Below are 14,888 nucleotides of genomic sequence, written 5' to 3'. Positions count from 1 at the left end.
CTTTTCTCTTTTTTTTCAATAGGATAGAGTGCTTTTGGCACGCTAGCCTACCGAAAAAACTGAACATAATTTAAATAAACACAACCGCATTAGGCAATTACTGCAGCTTTCGCATTGACTTGCGCCGCGCATAGGTGCAGCCTACGCTTAACAGCGGAGGGAGCTGCAATGCATAAGACGAAGCACTTTCAGCAGCGGATGGGCCAGCGGGGCATCAACCAGGCGATGATCGATCTGGTTTTGGGGTACGGCGAAAACGAGGGCAGCAAGGTGGTCCTGAGCCGCAAGAAGTCGGAGCAGCTTCGCGAAGCGCTTCGCACCCTCATGAAGATCGTAGACAAGGGCGGCTTGGTGGTCGTTGCCGAGGGCGATGCCCAGATCACCACGTATAACTATGCGGGCAGGAGCCAGTGACTATGTCCAAGGACAATGCCGGACAGGTCCTGTTCCAGGTGATGGAGCACTTCCGCAGCACCTCTCTCAGCGTCGACGAGTCCAAGTTGCTCGCGTTCCAGTTGCTCACGTGGGCGCATCTGTCGGCAAAGGACAGGCTTGAGCCCAGTGTCACGCTTGATACCGCCGTGGCTCAGGGAGGCGTCGAGGGGCTGTTGAGCGTTCTGAAGAAACTGTTCTGGCAACCCGGCGCGCTCGGAATGGCGTTTTTCAATGCCAATCGATACGTCGAGCAGGCGAATGATGCGGTTTTCGCTGCGCTGAGAACGGTGAAGTACCTGGTCGACGGCGGTGTATTCGAGAGGTTCTCGCCGGTCGATGTCGCCGGTGACCTGGTCGGTGGCACTTTCGAGGGTTTCGATGTGCCCGTCGAGCTGGCGCGTCTGATGAAAGATGTAGCGGTCGGTGAGACTACGCGTGCGGCCTACTTGCCTTGGGAGACTAGCGGCCAGCTTGTCGGGGTGCTGATGGATCAGCCTGACCTCCGCGTCCACGCTGAAGCACATCTCGGATCGCAAGTTGCGGCATTGCTGGCCCTGTTTCGTGGAGCGCCTACAGACGTTGCGTCAAACGATCCGCTGCGTGCGCCTGCAGCAGTTCATGGCGGACACCTGGAAAGATTTGACGCAACTCTTTCGATTCCACCGATGGGCATGGCCGGCGGCGTCGATGACGTGGTGATGCAGGACATCTACAGCCGCTTTCCTGTGGTCAAGGCCAGCGTGACAGGTCTGATGGTGCAGCACATTGCAGCGCAGACACGTGGCATTGCCGCCATCGTTGTACCTAATGGCTTTCTCTTCAGCTCAGGCAAGGACAGGGACGTTCGCGAATACCTGTTGAAGCAAGGCTGGGTCGAGGCGGTCATTGCGCTGCCCAATGGCATCTTCCAATCCAGCGGGCTGGGAACATCCATGCTGGTGTTGAACACGCAGGCACGCCACCGTCGCGTTGGATTCGTCGATGCATCGTTGCCGCACTTCCGTGCGTCGATGGGCAGGGGGCGGGTTGCGCTGCAGAGTACTGGCCTCATTCTGGACTTCTGCAGGCAGGTGCGCGTCGAGTCTGATATCCAAGCGGCTGCTGGACGTCAAGAAGAGGACTCGTATACGCAAGTCGTCAGTCTGGACGCCATCTTCGACAACGATGCCACGCTGGATGTCGGTCGCTACGTCATTCCAGACCAGCAGCGTGAAGCGCAAGCGCGGATGGAAACCCTGCCAACCGAAACACTGGAAGATGTGGTCCGCATTCTCATTCCAATACCCAACAGGGACCGCGGAGTGGATGTGTCAGCAGGAGTCGATGTTCTCGAGGTCGGGGCCGTCGATCTTCCCAGCGCAGGCTACATCCGGACCCCCGAGAAGAGTGTCAGAGTGCAACTGGCCGCCAAGCGTTCCGGCGATGTAATGGATATCTTCCTGCGGCCGCATGATCTGCTGTTGGTCGTGAAAGGCACCGTTGGAAAGATTGGCATCGTGCCCGACAACGTGCCGCCACCCGGGGATGGTGGCTGGATTGCCGGACAGTCGTTCGTGGTCCTGCGGGGGGCAAAGCCCGGCGTGGACCTCCGTGGCCTGGGTTTGTGGTTGCGGTCGAAGATGGGCCAGCAGGTGCTGGACGGCATCAAGACCGGCGCGACCATTCCCATGATGTCCATCAGTACGCTGCGCAAGCTCAAGGTCTTTGCGCTGAACGCGGCATTGACTGAGGCCGCAGTCGAAATCATCGAACGAGAAAAAGAGCTGCAATGGCAGATTGAGAGCTTGCAGGATGAGCAAGCCGGGATTGCAGAGGACTTCTGGAAGGAACTTCTCGCACAGCTACAGCAGGTCGACAAGGGTCAGAACACCCCATGAACATCCAGCAACTCGAAAGCGACCTGTGGCAATCGGCAGACGACCTGCGCGCCAACTCCAAGCTCACCGCCAGCGAATACTCGATGCCGGTTCTGGGGCTGATCTTCCTGCGCCACGCCAGCAACCGCTTCAATGCCTACCTGTCCGGGATCACCGCCGGAATCGGCCCGAAGGTTCCCGCTTCACGGCGGGAAGCCCTCATCAAGCTCGGCTTCCAGGGCAAGGCCGCAATCTATCTGCCGGAGGCGGCGCGCTTCGAGAACATCGCCGCCCTGCCGGCGGGCCCAGGAGTCGGCGAAGCGATCGATGCGGCCATGGACAGCATTGAAGCCGAGCATGAAGTCCTGCGAGGCGCGCTGCCGCGTGGCTTCCCCGCGTTCGAACCGGACCTGCTGGCGCGGCTCATCAAGGTCTTCGACGGGGAGGCGATCCGCAACGCTACCGGCGACGTGTTCGGGCGCATCTACGAGTACTTCCTCAACAAGTTCGCCATGACTGGCGCCCAGGAGGGCGGTGAGTTCTTCACCCCGCCATCGCTTGTGCGGATGATCGTCAACGTCATCGAACCCGACCACGGCCTCGTGCTGGATCCGGCCTGTGGGTCGGCGGGCATGTTCGTGCAGTCCGGCCATTTCATCGAGGGCCGCGGGCAGGATCCGCTGGACTCCGGCGTGGTGTTTCACGGGCAGGAAAAGAGCGACACCAACACCAAGCTGGCGCGCATGAACCTGGCGGTGCACGGACTGGATGCCAGCAACATCCGCCAAGGCAATACCTTCTACGACCAGATTGAACCGCTGATTGGCGAGTGCGATTTCGTCATGGCCAATCCGCCGTTCAACGTGGACGGCGTGGAGACCAAGAAGGTCGAAAGCCAGGTCGCGCTCGGTAGCCGCTTGCCGTTCGGTCTGCCCGGCTTGAACGCCAAGACCGGGGCGATCTCCAATGCCAACAGCCTGTGGATCCAGTACTTCCACTCCTATCTGAACCCGACCGGCCGCGCCGGGTTCGTGATGGCGTCGAGTGCATCGGACGCCGGCAACAAGGACAAGGAGATCCGCGAGAAGCTGGTCAGGACCGGCGATGTGGACGTGATGGTCGCCATCGGCAACAAGTTCTTCTACACCCGCAGCCTGCCGTGCACGCTGTGGTTCTTCGACAAGGGCAAGCCGGAGTCGCGCAGGGACACGGTGCTGATGCTGGATGCACGCAACGTCTATACGGTCGTCTCCGCGCGTTCGCATGTCTTCACCGAGGAGCAGCTCGCCAACCTCAACGCGGTGGTGTGGCTGTATCGGGGGGAGGGCGACAGGTTTGCGGCGCTGGTGGCCAGCCATCAGCAGCAAGCGGATGGCTGGTTGGCGCAGCTGCCGCAGCGGCTGGCCGACGACACGGCGGCAATCGAGGCGCTGGCCCGGAATCTGACCGTGTTCGGCACAGGCGCGACGCTGGCCGAGCTCAATGACGGCGTTGACGACGAGGCCCGGCTCGATGAAACAACGCTGGAGGCCTTCAAGGCAGAGCTGGACGCGGCTCGGGAGGACGGCAAGGACACCGGGCAAGCCGTCGCAGACCTAGAGGCGGCGGTGAAGCTTGCACGCAAGGTCGTTGCGAAGGCCCGGCCGGACAAACTTGCCAGCGTGAAGGTCGCGCAGGCCGCGCTGGAAGACCTTGCGCCGCAACTGAAGGCCACGGCCCGGCAGCTTGAGGCCCGACACAAGCAATGGCTGAAGCTGCTGGACAAGGCTGAGAAGGAACTGCGCGGGCGCAAGAGCGACGCCTTCGATGCCAAGGCCATCCGAGAGGCCAGGCGCGCCTTGCTGGCCGCCGACCGAAATCGGAACGAAGAGGCCACGGTTCGCGACCTGGCGCTGGAGGCGCTCAAGCAATCCGGCTACTTCATCGCCCAGGGGCACTGGTTGCTTTCGAGATTTCCCGACGGCGTGTTCGTGGACGTTCAGGGCCTGTGCGCGGCCGTCACCCGCGAGCGCATCGGGCAGAACGACTGGTCGCTCACGCCGGGACGCTATGTCGGCGTGGCGGTTGTCACCGAGGATGACGAGGAAGGGTTCGTCGACCGGATGCGGATCATCCATGACGAGCTGGTGGAGTTGAACGAGAAGGCTTCAGAGCTTGCAGCGACGATCAGCGCCAACTTCGAGGAGTTGTTGGCGTGAGTTGGAAGTCAATGCGGTTAGGGGATGTGCTTCGCCTGAAACGTGGCCACGACTTGCCGAAAAATAGTCGAACTTCTGGCGATATCCCAATCGTGTCGTCCTCGGGCATCACTGGCTGGCACAACGTAGCTAAAGTTGCCGGGCCGGGCGTGGTGACGGGACGATACGGAACACTCGGCGAAGTGCATTACATTGAAGGCGACTATTGGCCGCTGAACACGGCGTTGTATGTGGAAGATTTCAAGGGAAATCATCCGCGTTTTGCCGCATATTTGCTGATGACTCTGGAGCTAGGGTCTCAGAACGCGGCCGGGGCGGTTCCAGGCGTGAATCGGAACACACTGCATCAAATGCCGGTGAGCGTGCCGGATGTCGAAACACAGAGACAGGTCGCTCAGGTGCTTTTCGCCTACGACGATCTCATCGCGACAAACCAGCGCCGGATCGCCCTGCTGGAGGAAGCTGCCCGCCGCCTGTACCGCGAATGGTTCGTGCACCTGCGCTTTCCGGGCCATGAGGCCGTCAATGTGGTGGATGGCGTGCCGGAAGGATGGGCAAGAACTGCTTTCTCCGATGTTGTACAGATCAATCCGAGAACACCGTTCGAGAAGGGTGTCGAACGCCCATTCGTCGAGATGGCCGCATTGTCCGAAAGGTCAATGGTGGTTGGGGAGCGCTCGTCGCGAGTCATCAGTGGCGGGGCGAAGTTCAGGAACGGTGATACGTTGCTGGCGCGTATCACCCCTTGCATCGAGAATGGAAAGACCGGGTTCGTCCAGTTTCTGGAAGGCGATGATGCGGTCGCCAGTGGGTCGACCGAGTTCATCGTTCTCCGCAATGCGAAGGTCAATCGATGGTGGGTCTACTGCATGGCACGCGAGGACAGTTTTCGCGAGCACGCGATTCGTAGCATGTCGGGTTCCGACGGTCGTCAGCGTGTGAACACAAAATCATTCTCACAGTTTGAAGTGCTGCTACCACCACAGAGTTTGCTGGCGCAGTTCGCGGAGATGGTGGGCGGCTCGTTCACTCAGATCGAGCAACTGGCCAGTCAGAACAGCATGCTGGCCAAAGCCCGCGGCGCCCTGCTGCCCAAGCTGATGAGCGGACAGCTGCACGTCTCCGGGCTCCCGCTGCCGCAGCCAGAAGCGGCGTAACCCGGCGGACGGATTTGCCAGACATAAACGAATACATTAAGGTTTGCATGTACTAACTCCCGGAGCCCGCCATGCCTATTACCTCGCAGGACATCGTGCCCTTCAATAAGGCCCGTGCCGACCTGACCCGGCTGGCCGATGAAGTCCGCGCCGGCCACGAAAAGATCATTACCCGCAACGGCGAGAGCTATGTGGCGCTGGTGGACGCACGCAAGCTGGACTACTACCACCGGCTGGAGCGCGAAACCCTAGCGCGGGCCAACTTTCAACTTGGCCTGCTGAACGACGTGGCCGCCGGTTTGCAGGACGTTCGCGCGGGTAAGCCCGGGATCCCGGTGGAGGAGGCCAGGTCGCGGTCGCAGGCCCGGCTGGACGCGGCCAGGGCCGCACGCAAGACGGACGCCTGACGCATGCAGGTCGTCCTGGGTGCGGCCTACGAGCGCAGACTGGACGAGGCCGTGGCGTACCTGATCGGCGTTAGCGCGGATGCCGCGGCGCAGGAGCTGCTGGACGACGCCTATGACGCCTTGCCCAAGCGCCTGGCTCAGACGCCGCGCATCGGGCGCGAATTCATCGCCCACAACCCTGAAGCGCCCGAAGTGCTCGCTGCCTGGACAGCCGTGCGCGACCTGCTGGGCGATGACATCGAGCTGCGCGAGTACATTCTGGAAGAATACCTGGCGCTGTATGCCATCCATCAGGACTGCATCCATCTGCTGACGCTGCGCCATCACCGCCAGTGCGGCTTCGACTTCAGCGAGGCGTAAGGCGATGAACGCACGGGGGGATTACAGCGAAGACGGCATGATCCAGAAGGATGCCGCCGCAATCCTGGGTGAGCTTGGTTGGTCGTCGATCCATGCCCAGGCCGAGACCGAGGACAGGCCGCATCTCACCGGACGTAACAACTTCACCGAGACGGTGCTCAAGCCCGACCTGCGCGCCGCGCTGGAGCGTCTCAATCCCGGTCTGCCCGAAGAGGCCTACCAGCAGGCCATCGACCAGGCGACCGCCCACGATCACGCCAAGACCCTGGTCGCCATCAACCAGGACAAGTACGAGCTGTTGCGCAACGGTGCGCTGGTCCGGTTCAAGGATGGTGCCGGGCGAGCCGTGGAACGCCGCCTGCGGCTGGTCGATTTCGTCGATCCGGACAACAACAGCTTCAAGGCCGTGCGCGAGCTGTGGGTGCGCGGGAGAAACTACCTGCGTCGCGCTGATCTGGTGGGCTTCGTCAACGGCCTGCCGCTGGTGTTCGTCGAGCTCAAGCGCTTCGACGTGGACTACCACGACGCCTACAAGAAGAACTACCGCGACTATCGCGGCACCGACGAATCCGGCAAGCAGGCCGCCATCGAGGGCAGCGTCGAGCAGTTGTTCCATTGGAACCAGTTCGTGGTGTTCTCCAATGGCCACATCGCCAAGTACGGCAGCATCACGGCCACGCCCGAGCATCACTATCAGTGGAAGCGGCTGGACGAGGACGATCCGGAGCCGGGAAAGAGCACGATGCAGCTTCCGCTGCTGCTGCGCGGAATGATGGACAGGGCGCAGCTGCTGGACATCGTCGAGAACTTCATCCTGTTCGACACCAGCGAAGGCGGTGCCGCGAAGATCGTGGCCCGCAATCACCAGTATCTGGGCGTGAACCGCGTCATTGCGCGCCTGCAGTCGGACGATGACAAGGTGAAAGCCGAGCTGGCGAAGGGCCAGCTCGGCGTGTTCTGGCATACCCAGGGTTCGGGCAAGTCGTACTCCATCGTGTTCCTGAGCGAGAAGATCCGGCGCAGGGTGTCGGCGGGCTACACCTTTGTTGTCGTCACCGATCGCAGCGAGCTGGATGACCAGATCGCCGGCACCTACACCCATTGCGGGCGCGCAAATGCCAAGGATGACCAGGCCCAGAGCGGCGCCAGCCTGCGGGCCATGCTCCGCGACAGCAACCGCAGCCATGTGTTCACCCTGATCCAGAAGTACCGCGAGCGCGTGACGGAGCCCTATTCGGAGCGCGGCGACATCATCGTCATCAGCGACGAGGCGCATCGCAGCCAGTACGGACGCCTGGCCCTGAACATGCGCAAGGGATTGCCCAATGCCAAGTTCATCGGCTTCACCGGCACGCCGCTGATCGAAGCGGCGGAGAAGCAGCTGACCCGCGAAGTGTTTGGCGACTACGTCTCTGTCTACGACTTCCAGCGTGCGGTCGCTGATGGCGCGACCCTGCCGCTGAAGTATGAGAACCACGGTGAGAAGCTGAAGATCGTTGATGATGATCTGAACGAAAAGATCACCCGCTACATCGAGGAAGCCAGGCTCGACTCCACGGCGGAAGACCCGTGGACGGACGAGAAGGAAGACAAGCTCTACAGGAAGCTGGCCAGGGAATACACCATCTTCACCTCGCCCACGCGCCTGGACGCGGTGGCGGAGGATTTCGTCAAGCACTACTCGCAGCGCCGCAATGCCGTTTCCGGTGGCAACAGCAAGGCGCTGATGGTCTGCATCGACAAGATCACCTGCGTGAAGATGTACGACCTGATCGCCGACAAGTGGAAGGCGCTGGGCGACATGCTGAAAGTGGAGCTGCTCGCCGACGAGGCGATCTTCAATGCCAAGTATCCCCAGCGCCCCTTGCCCAGGATCATGCAGCAAAAGCGCGAACGCCTGGAGTGGATGCGCGAAACCGAATTCTGCGTGGTGGTGTCCAGCGAGCAGGGCGAGGTGGAGGAGTTCACGAAGTGGACCAATCACCGTGGTGAGCCGCTCGACATCGCGCCGCATCGGGCCAAGATGACCTCGCGCAACCTGGAGCAGGAGTTCAAGAAGGCCGAGAACCCGTTCCGAGTCGCCATCGTCTGCGCGATGTGGCTGACCGGCTTCGACGTGAAGTCACTGGCCACCCTGTACCTGGACAAGCCAATGCGGGGCCACACCCTGATGCAGGCCATTGCCCGGGTGAACCGCGTTGGGGGAGGTAAGGCCAACGGCCTGATCATTGACTACAACGGCATGATCAAGAGCCTGCGCAAGGCGTTGGCGACGTTCGCCCAGGGCGACCGGGACGGCAAGCTGGAAGTTGGCGAAGGCGAGGACCCCGGCTATCTGGAAGACGACGCCGAAGGGATTGCCGAGTATGCCGCGAGCATCGAGCATGCGGCCGAGTTCCTGGCGGACCTTGGCTTCGAGCTGCAGGACGTGATCGACGCCCAGGGCATGGACAAGGGCGAGAAAATCCTGGAGGCCTGCGATCTGCTGGCGGCCAGCCATGAGCGGCGCAAGACCTTCATGGTGATCGTGGAGGACGTTGCGGCCAAGTATCGCGGCCTGTTCCCGAATCCCGGCCTGTTCGCCTATGACGAGCAGGAGAGCGCCCTCAACGCCATCTACAACAAGCTGCAGGCGGCACGCACGTCGCCGGATATCACCAGGCTGCTGCAGGGTTTCTATGACGTGGTGGACCTTGGCATTGGCCTGGAGCAGGGGGCCAGCAAGGCGCCTGCGCAGTTCGACCTGAGCACCATCGACTTCGACCGGTTGCGGGCGGAGTTCCAGAACATCAAGCAGAAGAATCTGGTCGCGCTGAACCTCATGGAGAAGATCGAGGAAGGGCTGAAGGCTATGGTGCTTGAGAACCCGACGCGGATCGACCTGTACGAGAAGTTCCAGCGCATCGTTGCCGAGTACAACACCGACAAGGACGAGGCTGAGATCCAGAAAGTGATGGGAGAGCTGTTCGCTACCCATGACGAGATGGACGAGGAAGCCAGGCGCTTCCAGCGGGAAGGCCTGGAGACCGAGCAGCAGCTCGCCGTGTTCGACCTGTTGCGGAAGAAGTCACTCAGCCGGAAGGACCGGGAGGCGGTCAAGAAGGCGGCCGTCGAGCTGCTGGCGAGGCTGGAGGAGCGCAATCTGCTGATGGGCCACCTGCGCGACATGGCAGCGAAGCAGGCGCAGTTGCGTCACGAGATCGAGAACCATCTGTGGGACAGCGGAATGGCCGACATGGGCTATTCCGAAGACGAGGTGGTGAGCAAGGGCGATGCCGTGTTCGCCTATCTGTTTGCCGGTGCTGCCAGCGGCAGTGCGCGGATGCTTCATTGACGCGTGTCGGTAGGCATCTCAGGCCTGGACCGCCGAAGGTCTGGCTGTGTTGCTCAAGCGAGCCGCTTTCGCCATCCAACTTCAGTGTCATGAAGAACCAGTAAAAGTAATTTTATACCTGCGTAACACTACCCTATGAGCAAGGGTGGGTTCGATGATTGGTAGTTCGCAGTAATCAGTGCTGGCTTGTCCCATATTGATAGGGGGGGCAAAGCCTTCGCGCACTTACCGTTTCCCCACGAATCACTTCAATTGCTCAAAGACCGGCCAAGGCAACCTGGCCGGTCTTTTCATTTCTACAACCAAGAAAAGGGTAGTGCGCTGATGGCAACGTTTCATGTTCAAATCAAGAGTGGAGGCAAAGGAACCGCAGGTGACCATGCGGATTACATCGCCAGAAATGGCTTTCACCGCAAACGCGACGATCTGGTTCATGCGAGCCATGGAAACCTGCCGCGGTGGGCGGACAACAATCCGAAGGTCATGTGGAGGGCCGCGGACAAGTACGAACGCAAGAACGGTGCCGCATACCGGGAGGCGATCATTGCGCTGCCTGCTGAGCTGACAGCAGAGCAGAACGCGGCTTTGGTGGACGATATCGTTGCGAAGCTGACGCCTGGAAAGCCATACCAGTTTGCAATCCATGCGCCATCATCCTCGCTGGAGGGTGAGGCCAATCCACATCTCCACCTGATGACGTGTGATCGCATGGATGATGGAGTCGAGCGATCTTCAGATCGCTTCTTCACTCGGTACAACAGTAAGCGACCGGAGGATGGCGGTCGCAGGAAAGCCAGTGGAGGACGCAATCGCATGCAGCTCAGGGACGAGGTCATCGCGATGCGAAAGTCGGTGGCGGACACCATCAATCAGCATCTTGAGATCAACGGGCATGCTGCGAGGGTCGATCACCGGACGCTCAAGGAGCAGGGCGCTGATAGAAGGGCTGAACGCCATCTCGGACCGGCGAGGATTCGAGGAATGTCACCGCAGGAGAAGGCTCAATACGTTTCGGTACGTCGAAATGGCGAGAGCGATTCGGCCTGACCTGCCGTGGGGGCTACGATGGGTTGGTGGGTCAGTGCCATGACCCTAGCGGCGTGCCGGTAGGCCTGCGCTGGGGGCGATTTGCGGCACTTGTAGCAGAATCGCACGTCGTGCAATCGGTTGTTCCCTCAAATCGGCCTTTCGGCAGGGGGATAAGGAGCGAGGCCGCCCCGTTAACGGGGCGGCCTCGGTCGCTGTAGTTGGCAGGGTCTCCTACTGGGTCGTGATCTGGCTGAAGACTGCCCCGTTCAAGTGGATCCAGAGCCTGCCTTTCCCTCGGGCGGCGTCTTGATGCATCACGCGGACAGAGTCCTCCATCTGCAGTTGATGGAGTGCCGCTTCGAAGCGTCCCTGGTTCCGGATCGGGCCGCTCTTTCGTACTTCGTTGCGCACAGCCGCCCCATATCCAGCACACCAGTAGCGCCTCCACAGGTACATGGCCAGAGTGCGGACATCCTTGGCCTGCTCAGGCTCGTGATTCCTGTCTCCAAATACATCGAGGAACTCTTGGAAGTGCCAGCCCACGACTTCCAGCGCTCGGCCCAGAGTTTCCTTAGTGATCAGGTTGCCCTCCTGTGCGCTGAAATGGTGCAGGATTGCGGCAACCCGTCCCGTGATCTCCATCGATTTTGATGCGAAGTCCCGAACACTGGACAGATCGCCATCCTGGCGCAGGCGCGGTTCGATCGCGTTCTGAGTGTTCACCCAAAGCTCTTTCGCCTCTTGCGTGAACGTGAGCGTCTTACGGGTGTTATCACCGGCGATACGACGTGCCTGTGCGGCCGTGAGAAGTTCGCTCACACGCTGATGGAATCGGGGCAGCTGCTCCCAGACAGGTTCCTCAAGCGACATGAAGCGGAAGCCCTGCGTGGACGCGGGCCACGCGACGAGGTATCGCGCGAGGTGACCGGACCCGCGAGCCACCTCACCCCGCTTGTTCATGAACTCCCTGAACACCCTTTCCTGCACCATCATGCTGATGGTCAGGCGAGGATTGTTGACCACGATGCTGTCGTCTGCGCGATCCAGCGTCAGTGTTTTGGCGCCGTCCCAAGCCTTGTTGAGCGTGCCAAACTTGTTCATGGCACCTCCCTTGAGCACGATTTCGCCTTCATCACTCAGGATTGCGATCGACTTGCCATCGCCCTGCATGCTTTCCATCAGGGGGCGTTCGGTGATGTTCTGGTGCACGATGCGACTGAGGACAGGCTTGGCGGGCTCGCACGCGCCATGGCTGATGAGTTCTTCGCGCAGTTGTTCGATGTCGTCGTCTGTGCCGCTGTCCAGTGCCTTGGCTACCCTGCGTTGCAGGGACGCCTCCTTGGCATCCCAAAGGCGCCGGTCTGCCTTGTAGGCGAGCAGGGCCAGGGCGTGATCTCTTGCCACCTTCTCGTCGTGCTCGTAGATGGGCGCGCCAACAATACTGTCGGTGGCCGACTTGCGTTCGCCGGAATCGGCAATGACCAAGACATCCAACGAAACCGGGCGGAGCTGGCCAGTGGGGAGTTCGACATCCACATCTCCCTGCGACGCGATGGACATCGCCGTGAGGAACGAACCGGCGATCAGCGCGTCGGGCGCTTTCAGGTTGTGCTGGACTTCCAGGATCGCGTCCCGGATGGCGCTGTACATAGCGTGGATGGGGTAGGCGCGAGGCAGATAGGGAGTGTTCATTCCTTACCCTCCTCTTCAACGCGGGAGCCCGAAATGCTGGGGATCTTCTGGGCCTCCATCGCCATCATCTCCTTGAAGCGGGCAGGATGGAGCTTCAGCCCCTTTTCCGCGAGGGTGGCCAGGATCGCTTTTTGTGTGACGTTCTTTTCCAGCATCTCGACGATCGCCGGATAGAGCAGCGAGAAGAGCTGGCCCTTCCGGTGCTGAGGGTTGGATTGCAATTCCCGAAGCGCTCCCATGATGTCGTCGGCTTCGAACTGAAGGTCATCGTTGATGTTGTGCTGCATTTTGTTTACCCAGAGTCTTGTGAGGTGGTCCGCCACGTTGTGTGGCGGGGTGTGGCAGGTAGCGTTTAAAACAACTCCCCGCAGGACAGTCGCGAACCAGTCGCGCATCTACTGTCAGTCCACACCCCCTCTGGCCTGCATCAGGCCAAGGATGTAGTCGTCAATTTCGTGCTCGATGAAGCCGACGCTTGAGCCGTAGCGCACGGGCTTCGGCAGGTCAGGGTCGAAGTAGGGTGATTTCCGATCGAGACGCGTGTAGAGCGTGGAGCGCGCAAGGTTCAGGCGCTTCGTAGTCTCGAGCAGGGAAATGATTTGGAGTGGCTGCGAATTCATGAGTGTGTCGGCAAGCTGATGCTTGGGACACACGCTAAAAATTCGGAGAGAAAGTGCCGATCCCTACTGGATGCAATCCGCTTTTATAGCGGCTATCGGGTTGAATAATAGCGGCAATTCAACGTCGTTGTGATGCACTCGGACGAGCGTGCCGCACGCTCGCCAGGAGTCCGCGATGTATCAGGAGCGCATTGGCCGGTACTGCAGATGCAATCAGCGGGTTCGCCTGCTCGTCGGAGGCAAGATTCTCTTGATGTCCTGGCGCTTGAGCAACGCGCGCCACTGATAGTCAGTTGCATTGAATCCGGAGACCTCGTCGGCCAGTTCGAAAAACTGCCGATGGACCTCTGGGCGGCTCTTCCATCCGTTCTTGGGTGTCGCGGCAATGAGTTTGCGGGCGACAGCGTCTTGAAGCTGCTTGGCGTTCTCGCCCTTCTTCAATCCGCCTTTGCGGCCATATTGCTCTAGCTTCGCATTGATGGCCTGTTCTGGCGTAGTCAGGGACTCGGCTTCATTGATGCCAATGAGGTACCCCAAGTGTTCCGATGCTTGGACGAGATAGGACCAGGCAGCAGGTTCTTGGTTCTCTTGGATGGCGCCGGCGGCTGCCTTCAGCAGATCGACTACCGATTCGCGCTTCAGCCCGTTGAAAAAGATGACGTCGCTGCGGCTGGACTTTTCGGGTGTACTGTCGAACATGGCTGCGAGTGCTGCCAAGGTTTCTTGAACGCTCTTCTGTTTCACCTGTACGACCATCCGCAACGATTCGTGTACTTGAGAAGCTTAACTCGACGGTCTGTGCGCTGGTTCGCTCGATGGAACACAGACACTTTGAGCAGCTCAAACAGTCGCATGGGTTCATGCTCTCGGATGGCCAGCTTGGCACCGCGCAGCGTGATGGGCGAGGTGAGCCGGGTTGGGGTGGTGAACCGATGCTGCAGGCAGGACCAGTGCCTTGTTCTGCAGGACAGCGTAGTCGGTGATCAGCAGCGATGGTGCCAAAGCCACCGTATGCTCGGGAGTGATCCAGAGCAGGTGGCAATCGAAGAGCGTGTGGAGGTCGGCGCGCAGCAACAGGCCGTTGTCCACCCGGTTCGTATGCGCGCCCTTGTAAGGCAGCACGTGCGCGGCTTCCAGCACCTCCAGCGCGGAGCACCCGGTGACAGCGCAGCGGCCGCCGTAGGCGTCCAGCAGCTTGGCGCGGAACAAAGGCTGGCCGCGGCGCTGGGCCACAGCGCGCATCGCCGAGACGCGGGCGTCGTGGTCGCTATCCACTTGAGCGGCGAACGCCCCTGCCTGCGCTTCGGCCTCCACCCGCGCTTGGTCGACCATGACCAGAGGCATGACCTTCCACTTTCCGTCGCCGCCCTTTAGCAGGTCCACGTGTCCGTGGTCCGCTGGGTTGAACAACACGTAGCGGGTGCGCCGCGGCGGGCCGGGATCGACCAGCTTGAACAGGCGGTCATGCGGGTGATCCTGGTCACTTCGCCAGTTGGTGCGCGAGTAGTTGTAATGGATTCGGCTGGGCGAGTTGACAGTGAACAGCTCCAGGTCGGCGCGGGCGTTGCCCAGCGGGTCGTGAGGGTGGTGCGACAGGTCCCACTCCTTGACCTCGGCCAGCGACGCGCTGCCCAACGCCTCAATGGCGTCGACGGCTCGCCAATACTTGACGCCATCGCGTCCCGGCTTCTGTGTGGCGGCCATCGGCTACGTCCCCTGCCCAATTGTCCCCACGGCCCATGGAGGTCGCCCCAAGCGCGGCGCCATGAAGAAGACTGGATAGTACTTTCCTGTACAGCG

The 14,888-nt window shown here is 60.8% G+C and carries 13 protein-coding genes; 8 read left to right on the top strand and 5 right to left on the bottom strand.

What is annotated here, in order from left to right; all coding sequences use genetic code 11:
• Positions 1 to 168: 168 nt before the first annotated feature.
• From ACX9OT_RS01980 to ACX9OT_RS01945, 8 genes are all read left to right on the top strand, one after another.
• Positions 169 to 414 (top strand): DUF4258 domain-containing protein, encoded by a 246-nt coding sequence (locus ACX9OT_RS01980; protein WP_101101280.1) that lies wholly within the window; start codon positions 169 to 171, stop codon positions 412 to 414.
• Positions 415 to 416: 2 nt separating this feature from the next.
• A complete protein-coding gene (locus tag ACX9OT_RS01975) occupies positions 417 to 2,312 on the top strand; it encodes an N-6 DNA methylase (RefSeq protein ID WP_101101278.1) in 1,896 nt (631 codons plus the stop codon).
• Positions 2,309 to 4,489, top strand: a complete 2,181-nt coding sequence (locus ACX9OT_RS01970; protein ID WP_153854605.1) for an N-6 DNA methylase — start codon at positions 2,309 to 2,311, stop codon at positions 4,487 to 4,489. Before ACX9OT_RS01975 ends, ACX9OT_RS01970 begins: the two co-directional genes overlap by 4 nt.
• Positions 4,486 to 5,646 carry a restriction endonuclease subunit S gene (locus ACX9OT_RS01965; protein ID WP_153854604.1) on the top strand — a complete coding sequence of 387 codons (1,161 nt, stop codon included), beginning with the start codon at positions 4,486 to 4,488 and terminating at the stop codon, positions 5,644 to 5,646. The genes ACX9OT_RS01970 and ACX9OT_RS01965 overlap by 4 nt, the downstream gene beginning before the upstream one ends.
• 71 nt (positions 5,647 to 5,717) lie before the next feature.
• The gene (locus ACX9OT_RS01960; protein ID WP_153854603.1) at positions 5,718 to 6,053 is read left to right on the top strand and encodes a type II toxin-antitoxin system Phd/YefM family antitoxin; all 336 of its coding nucleotides are present in this window, start codon (positions 5,718 to 5,720) and stop codon (positions 6,051 to 6,053) included.
• Between the two features lie 3 nt (positions 6,054 to 6,056).
• Positions 6,057 to 6,413 (top strand): type II toxin-antitoxin system RelE/ParE family toxin, encoded by a 357-nt coding sequence (locus ACX9OT_RS01955; RefSeq protein WP_153854602.1) that lies wholly within the window; start codon positions 6,057 to 6,059, stop codon positions 6,411 to 6,413.
• 4 nt (positions 6,414 to 6,417) lie between these two features.
• On the top strand, positions 6,418 to 9,747 hold the full coding sequence (locus tag ACX9OT_RS01950) for a type I restriction endonuclease subunit R (protein ID WP_153854601.1): 3,330 nt from the start codon (positions 6,418 to 6,420) through the stop codon (positions 9,745 to 9,747).
• Positions 9,748 to 9,933: 186 nt separating this feature from the next.
• On the top strand, positions 9,934 to 10,794 hold the full coding sequence (locus ACX9OT_RS01945; protein ID WP_228756291.1) for a MobA/MobL family protein: 861 nt from the start codon (positions 9,934 to 9,936) through the stop codon (positions 10,792 to 10,794).
• A 213-nt stretch (positions 10,795 to 11,007) separates the two neighbouring features.
• Here the strand turns inward: ACX9OT_RS01945 and ACX9OT_RS01940 are convergent, their stop codons facing one another.
• From ACX9OT_RS01940 to ACX9OT_RS01920, 5 genes are all read right to left on the bottom strand, one after another.
• Complete coding sequence (locus ACX9OT_RS01940; RefSeq protein ID WP_153854600.1) at positions 11,008 to 12,468, bottom strand: YfjI family protein; 1,461 nt, start codon at positions 12,466 to 12,468, stop codon at positions 11,008 to 11,010.
• Positions 12,465 to 12,863 (bottom strand): hypothetical protein, encoded by a 399-nt coding sequence (locus tag ACX9OT_RS01935; RefSeq protein WP_101101264.1) that lies wholly within the window; start codon positions 12,861 to 12,863, stop codon positions 12,465 to 12,467. Before ACX9OT_RS01935 ends, ACX9OT_RS01940 begins: the two co-directional genes overlap by 4 nt.
• 6 nt (positions 12,864 to 12,869) lie before the next feature.
• Entirely contained in the window at positions 12,870 to 13,088 is a 219-nt protein-coding gene (locus ACX9OT_RS01930; RefSeq protein WP_099476181.1) for a helix-turn-helix transcriptional regulator, read from the bottom strand.
• Between the two features lie 213 nt (positions 13,089 to 13,301).
• On the bottom strand, positions 13,302 to 13,832 hold the full coding sequence (locus ACX9OT_RS01925) for a hypothetical protein (protein ID WP_143570088.1): 531 nt from the start codon (positions 13,830 to 13,832) through the stop codon (positions 13,302 to 13,304).
• 114 nt (positions 13,833 to 13,946) lie between these two features.
• On the bottom strand, positions 13,947 to 14,792 hold the full coding sequence (locus tag ACX9OT_RS01920; RefSeq protein WP_228756290.1) for an HNH endonuclease: 846 nt from the start codon (positions 14,790 to 14,792) through the stop codon (positions 13,947 to 13,949).
• Between the last annotated feature and the right edge of the window lie 96 nt (positions 14,793 to 14,888).

The sequence above is a fragment of the Stenotrophomonas genospecies 3 genome, from assembly GCF_054473855.1.
The sequence above is the reverse complement of the archived record's forward strand: the minus strand, read 5'-3'. Positions and strand labels throughout refer to the sequence as shown.

What these genes read in the sequence shown, in the direction of transcription:
- ACX9OT_RS01980 (WP_101101280.1), top strand. Translation starts at nt 169, where the DNA reads ATGCATAAGACGAAGCACTTTCAGCAGCGGATGGGCCAGCGGGGCATC.
- ACX9OT_RS01975 (WP_101101278.1), top strand. Translation starts at nt 417, where the DNA reads ATGTCCAAGGACAATGCCGGACAGGTCCTGTTCCAGGTGATGGAGCAC.
- ACX9OT_RS01970 (WP_153854605.1), top strand. Translation starts at nt 2,309, where the DNA reads ATGAACATCCAGCAACTCGAAAGCGACCTGTGGCAATCGGCAGACGAC.
- ACX9OT_RS01960 (WP_153854603.1), top strand. Translation starts at nt 5,718, where the DNA reads ATGCCTATTACCTCGCAGGACATCGTGCCCTTCAATAAGGCCCGTGCC.
- ACX9OT_RS01955 (WP_153854602.1), top strand. Translation starts at nt 6,057, where the DNA reads ATGCAGGTCGTCCTGGGTGCGGCCTACGAGCGCAGACTGGACGAGGCC.
- ACX9OT_RS01950 (WP_153854601.1), top strand. Translation starts at nt 6,418, where the DNA reads ATGAACGCACGGGGGGATTACAGCGAAGACGGCATGATCCAGAAGGAT.
- ACX9OT_RS01940 (WP_153854600.1), bottom strand. Translation starts at nt 12,468, where the DNA reads ATGAACACTCCCTATCTGCCTCGCGCCTACCCCATCCACGCTATGTAC.
- ACX9OT_RS01935 (WP_101101264.1), bottom strand. Translation starts at nt 12,863, where the DNA reads ATGCGCGACTGGTTCGCGACTGTCCTGCGGGGAGTTGTTTTAAACGCT.
- ACX9OT_RS01930 (WP_099476181.1), bottom strand. Translation starts at nt 13,088, where the DNA reads ATGAATTCGCAGCCACTCCAAATCATTTCCCTGCTCGAGACTACGAAG.
- ACX9OT_RS01920 (WP_228756290.1), bottom strand. Translation starts at nt 14,792, where the DNA reads ATGGCCGCCACACAGAAGCCGGGACGCGATGGCGTCAAGTATTGGCGA.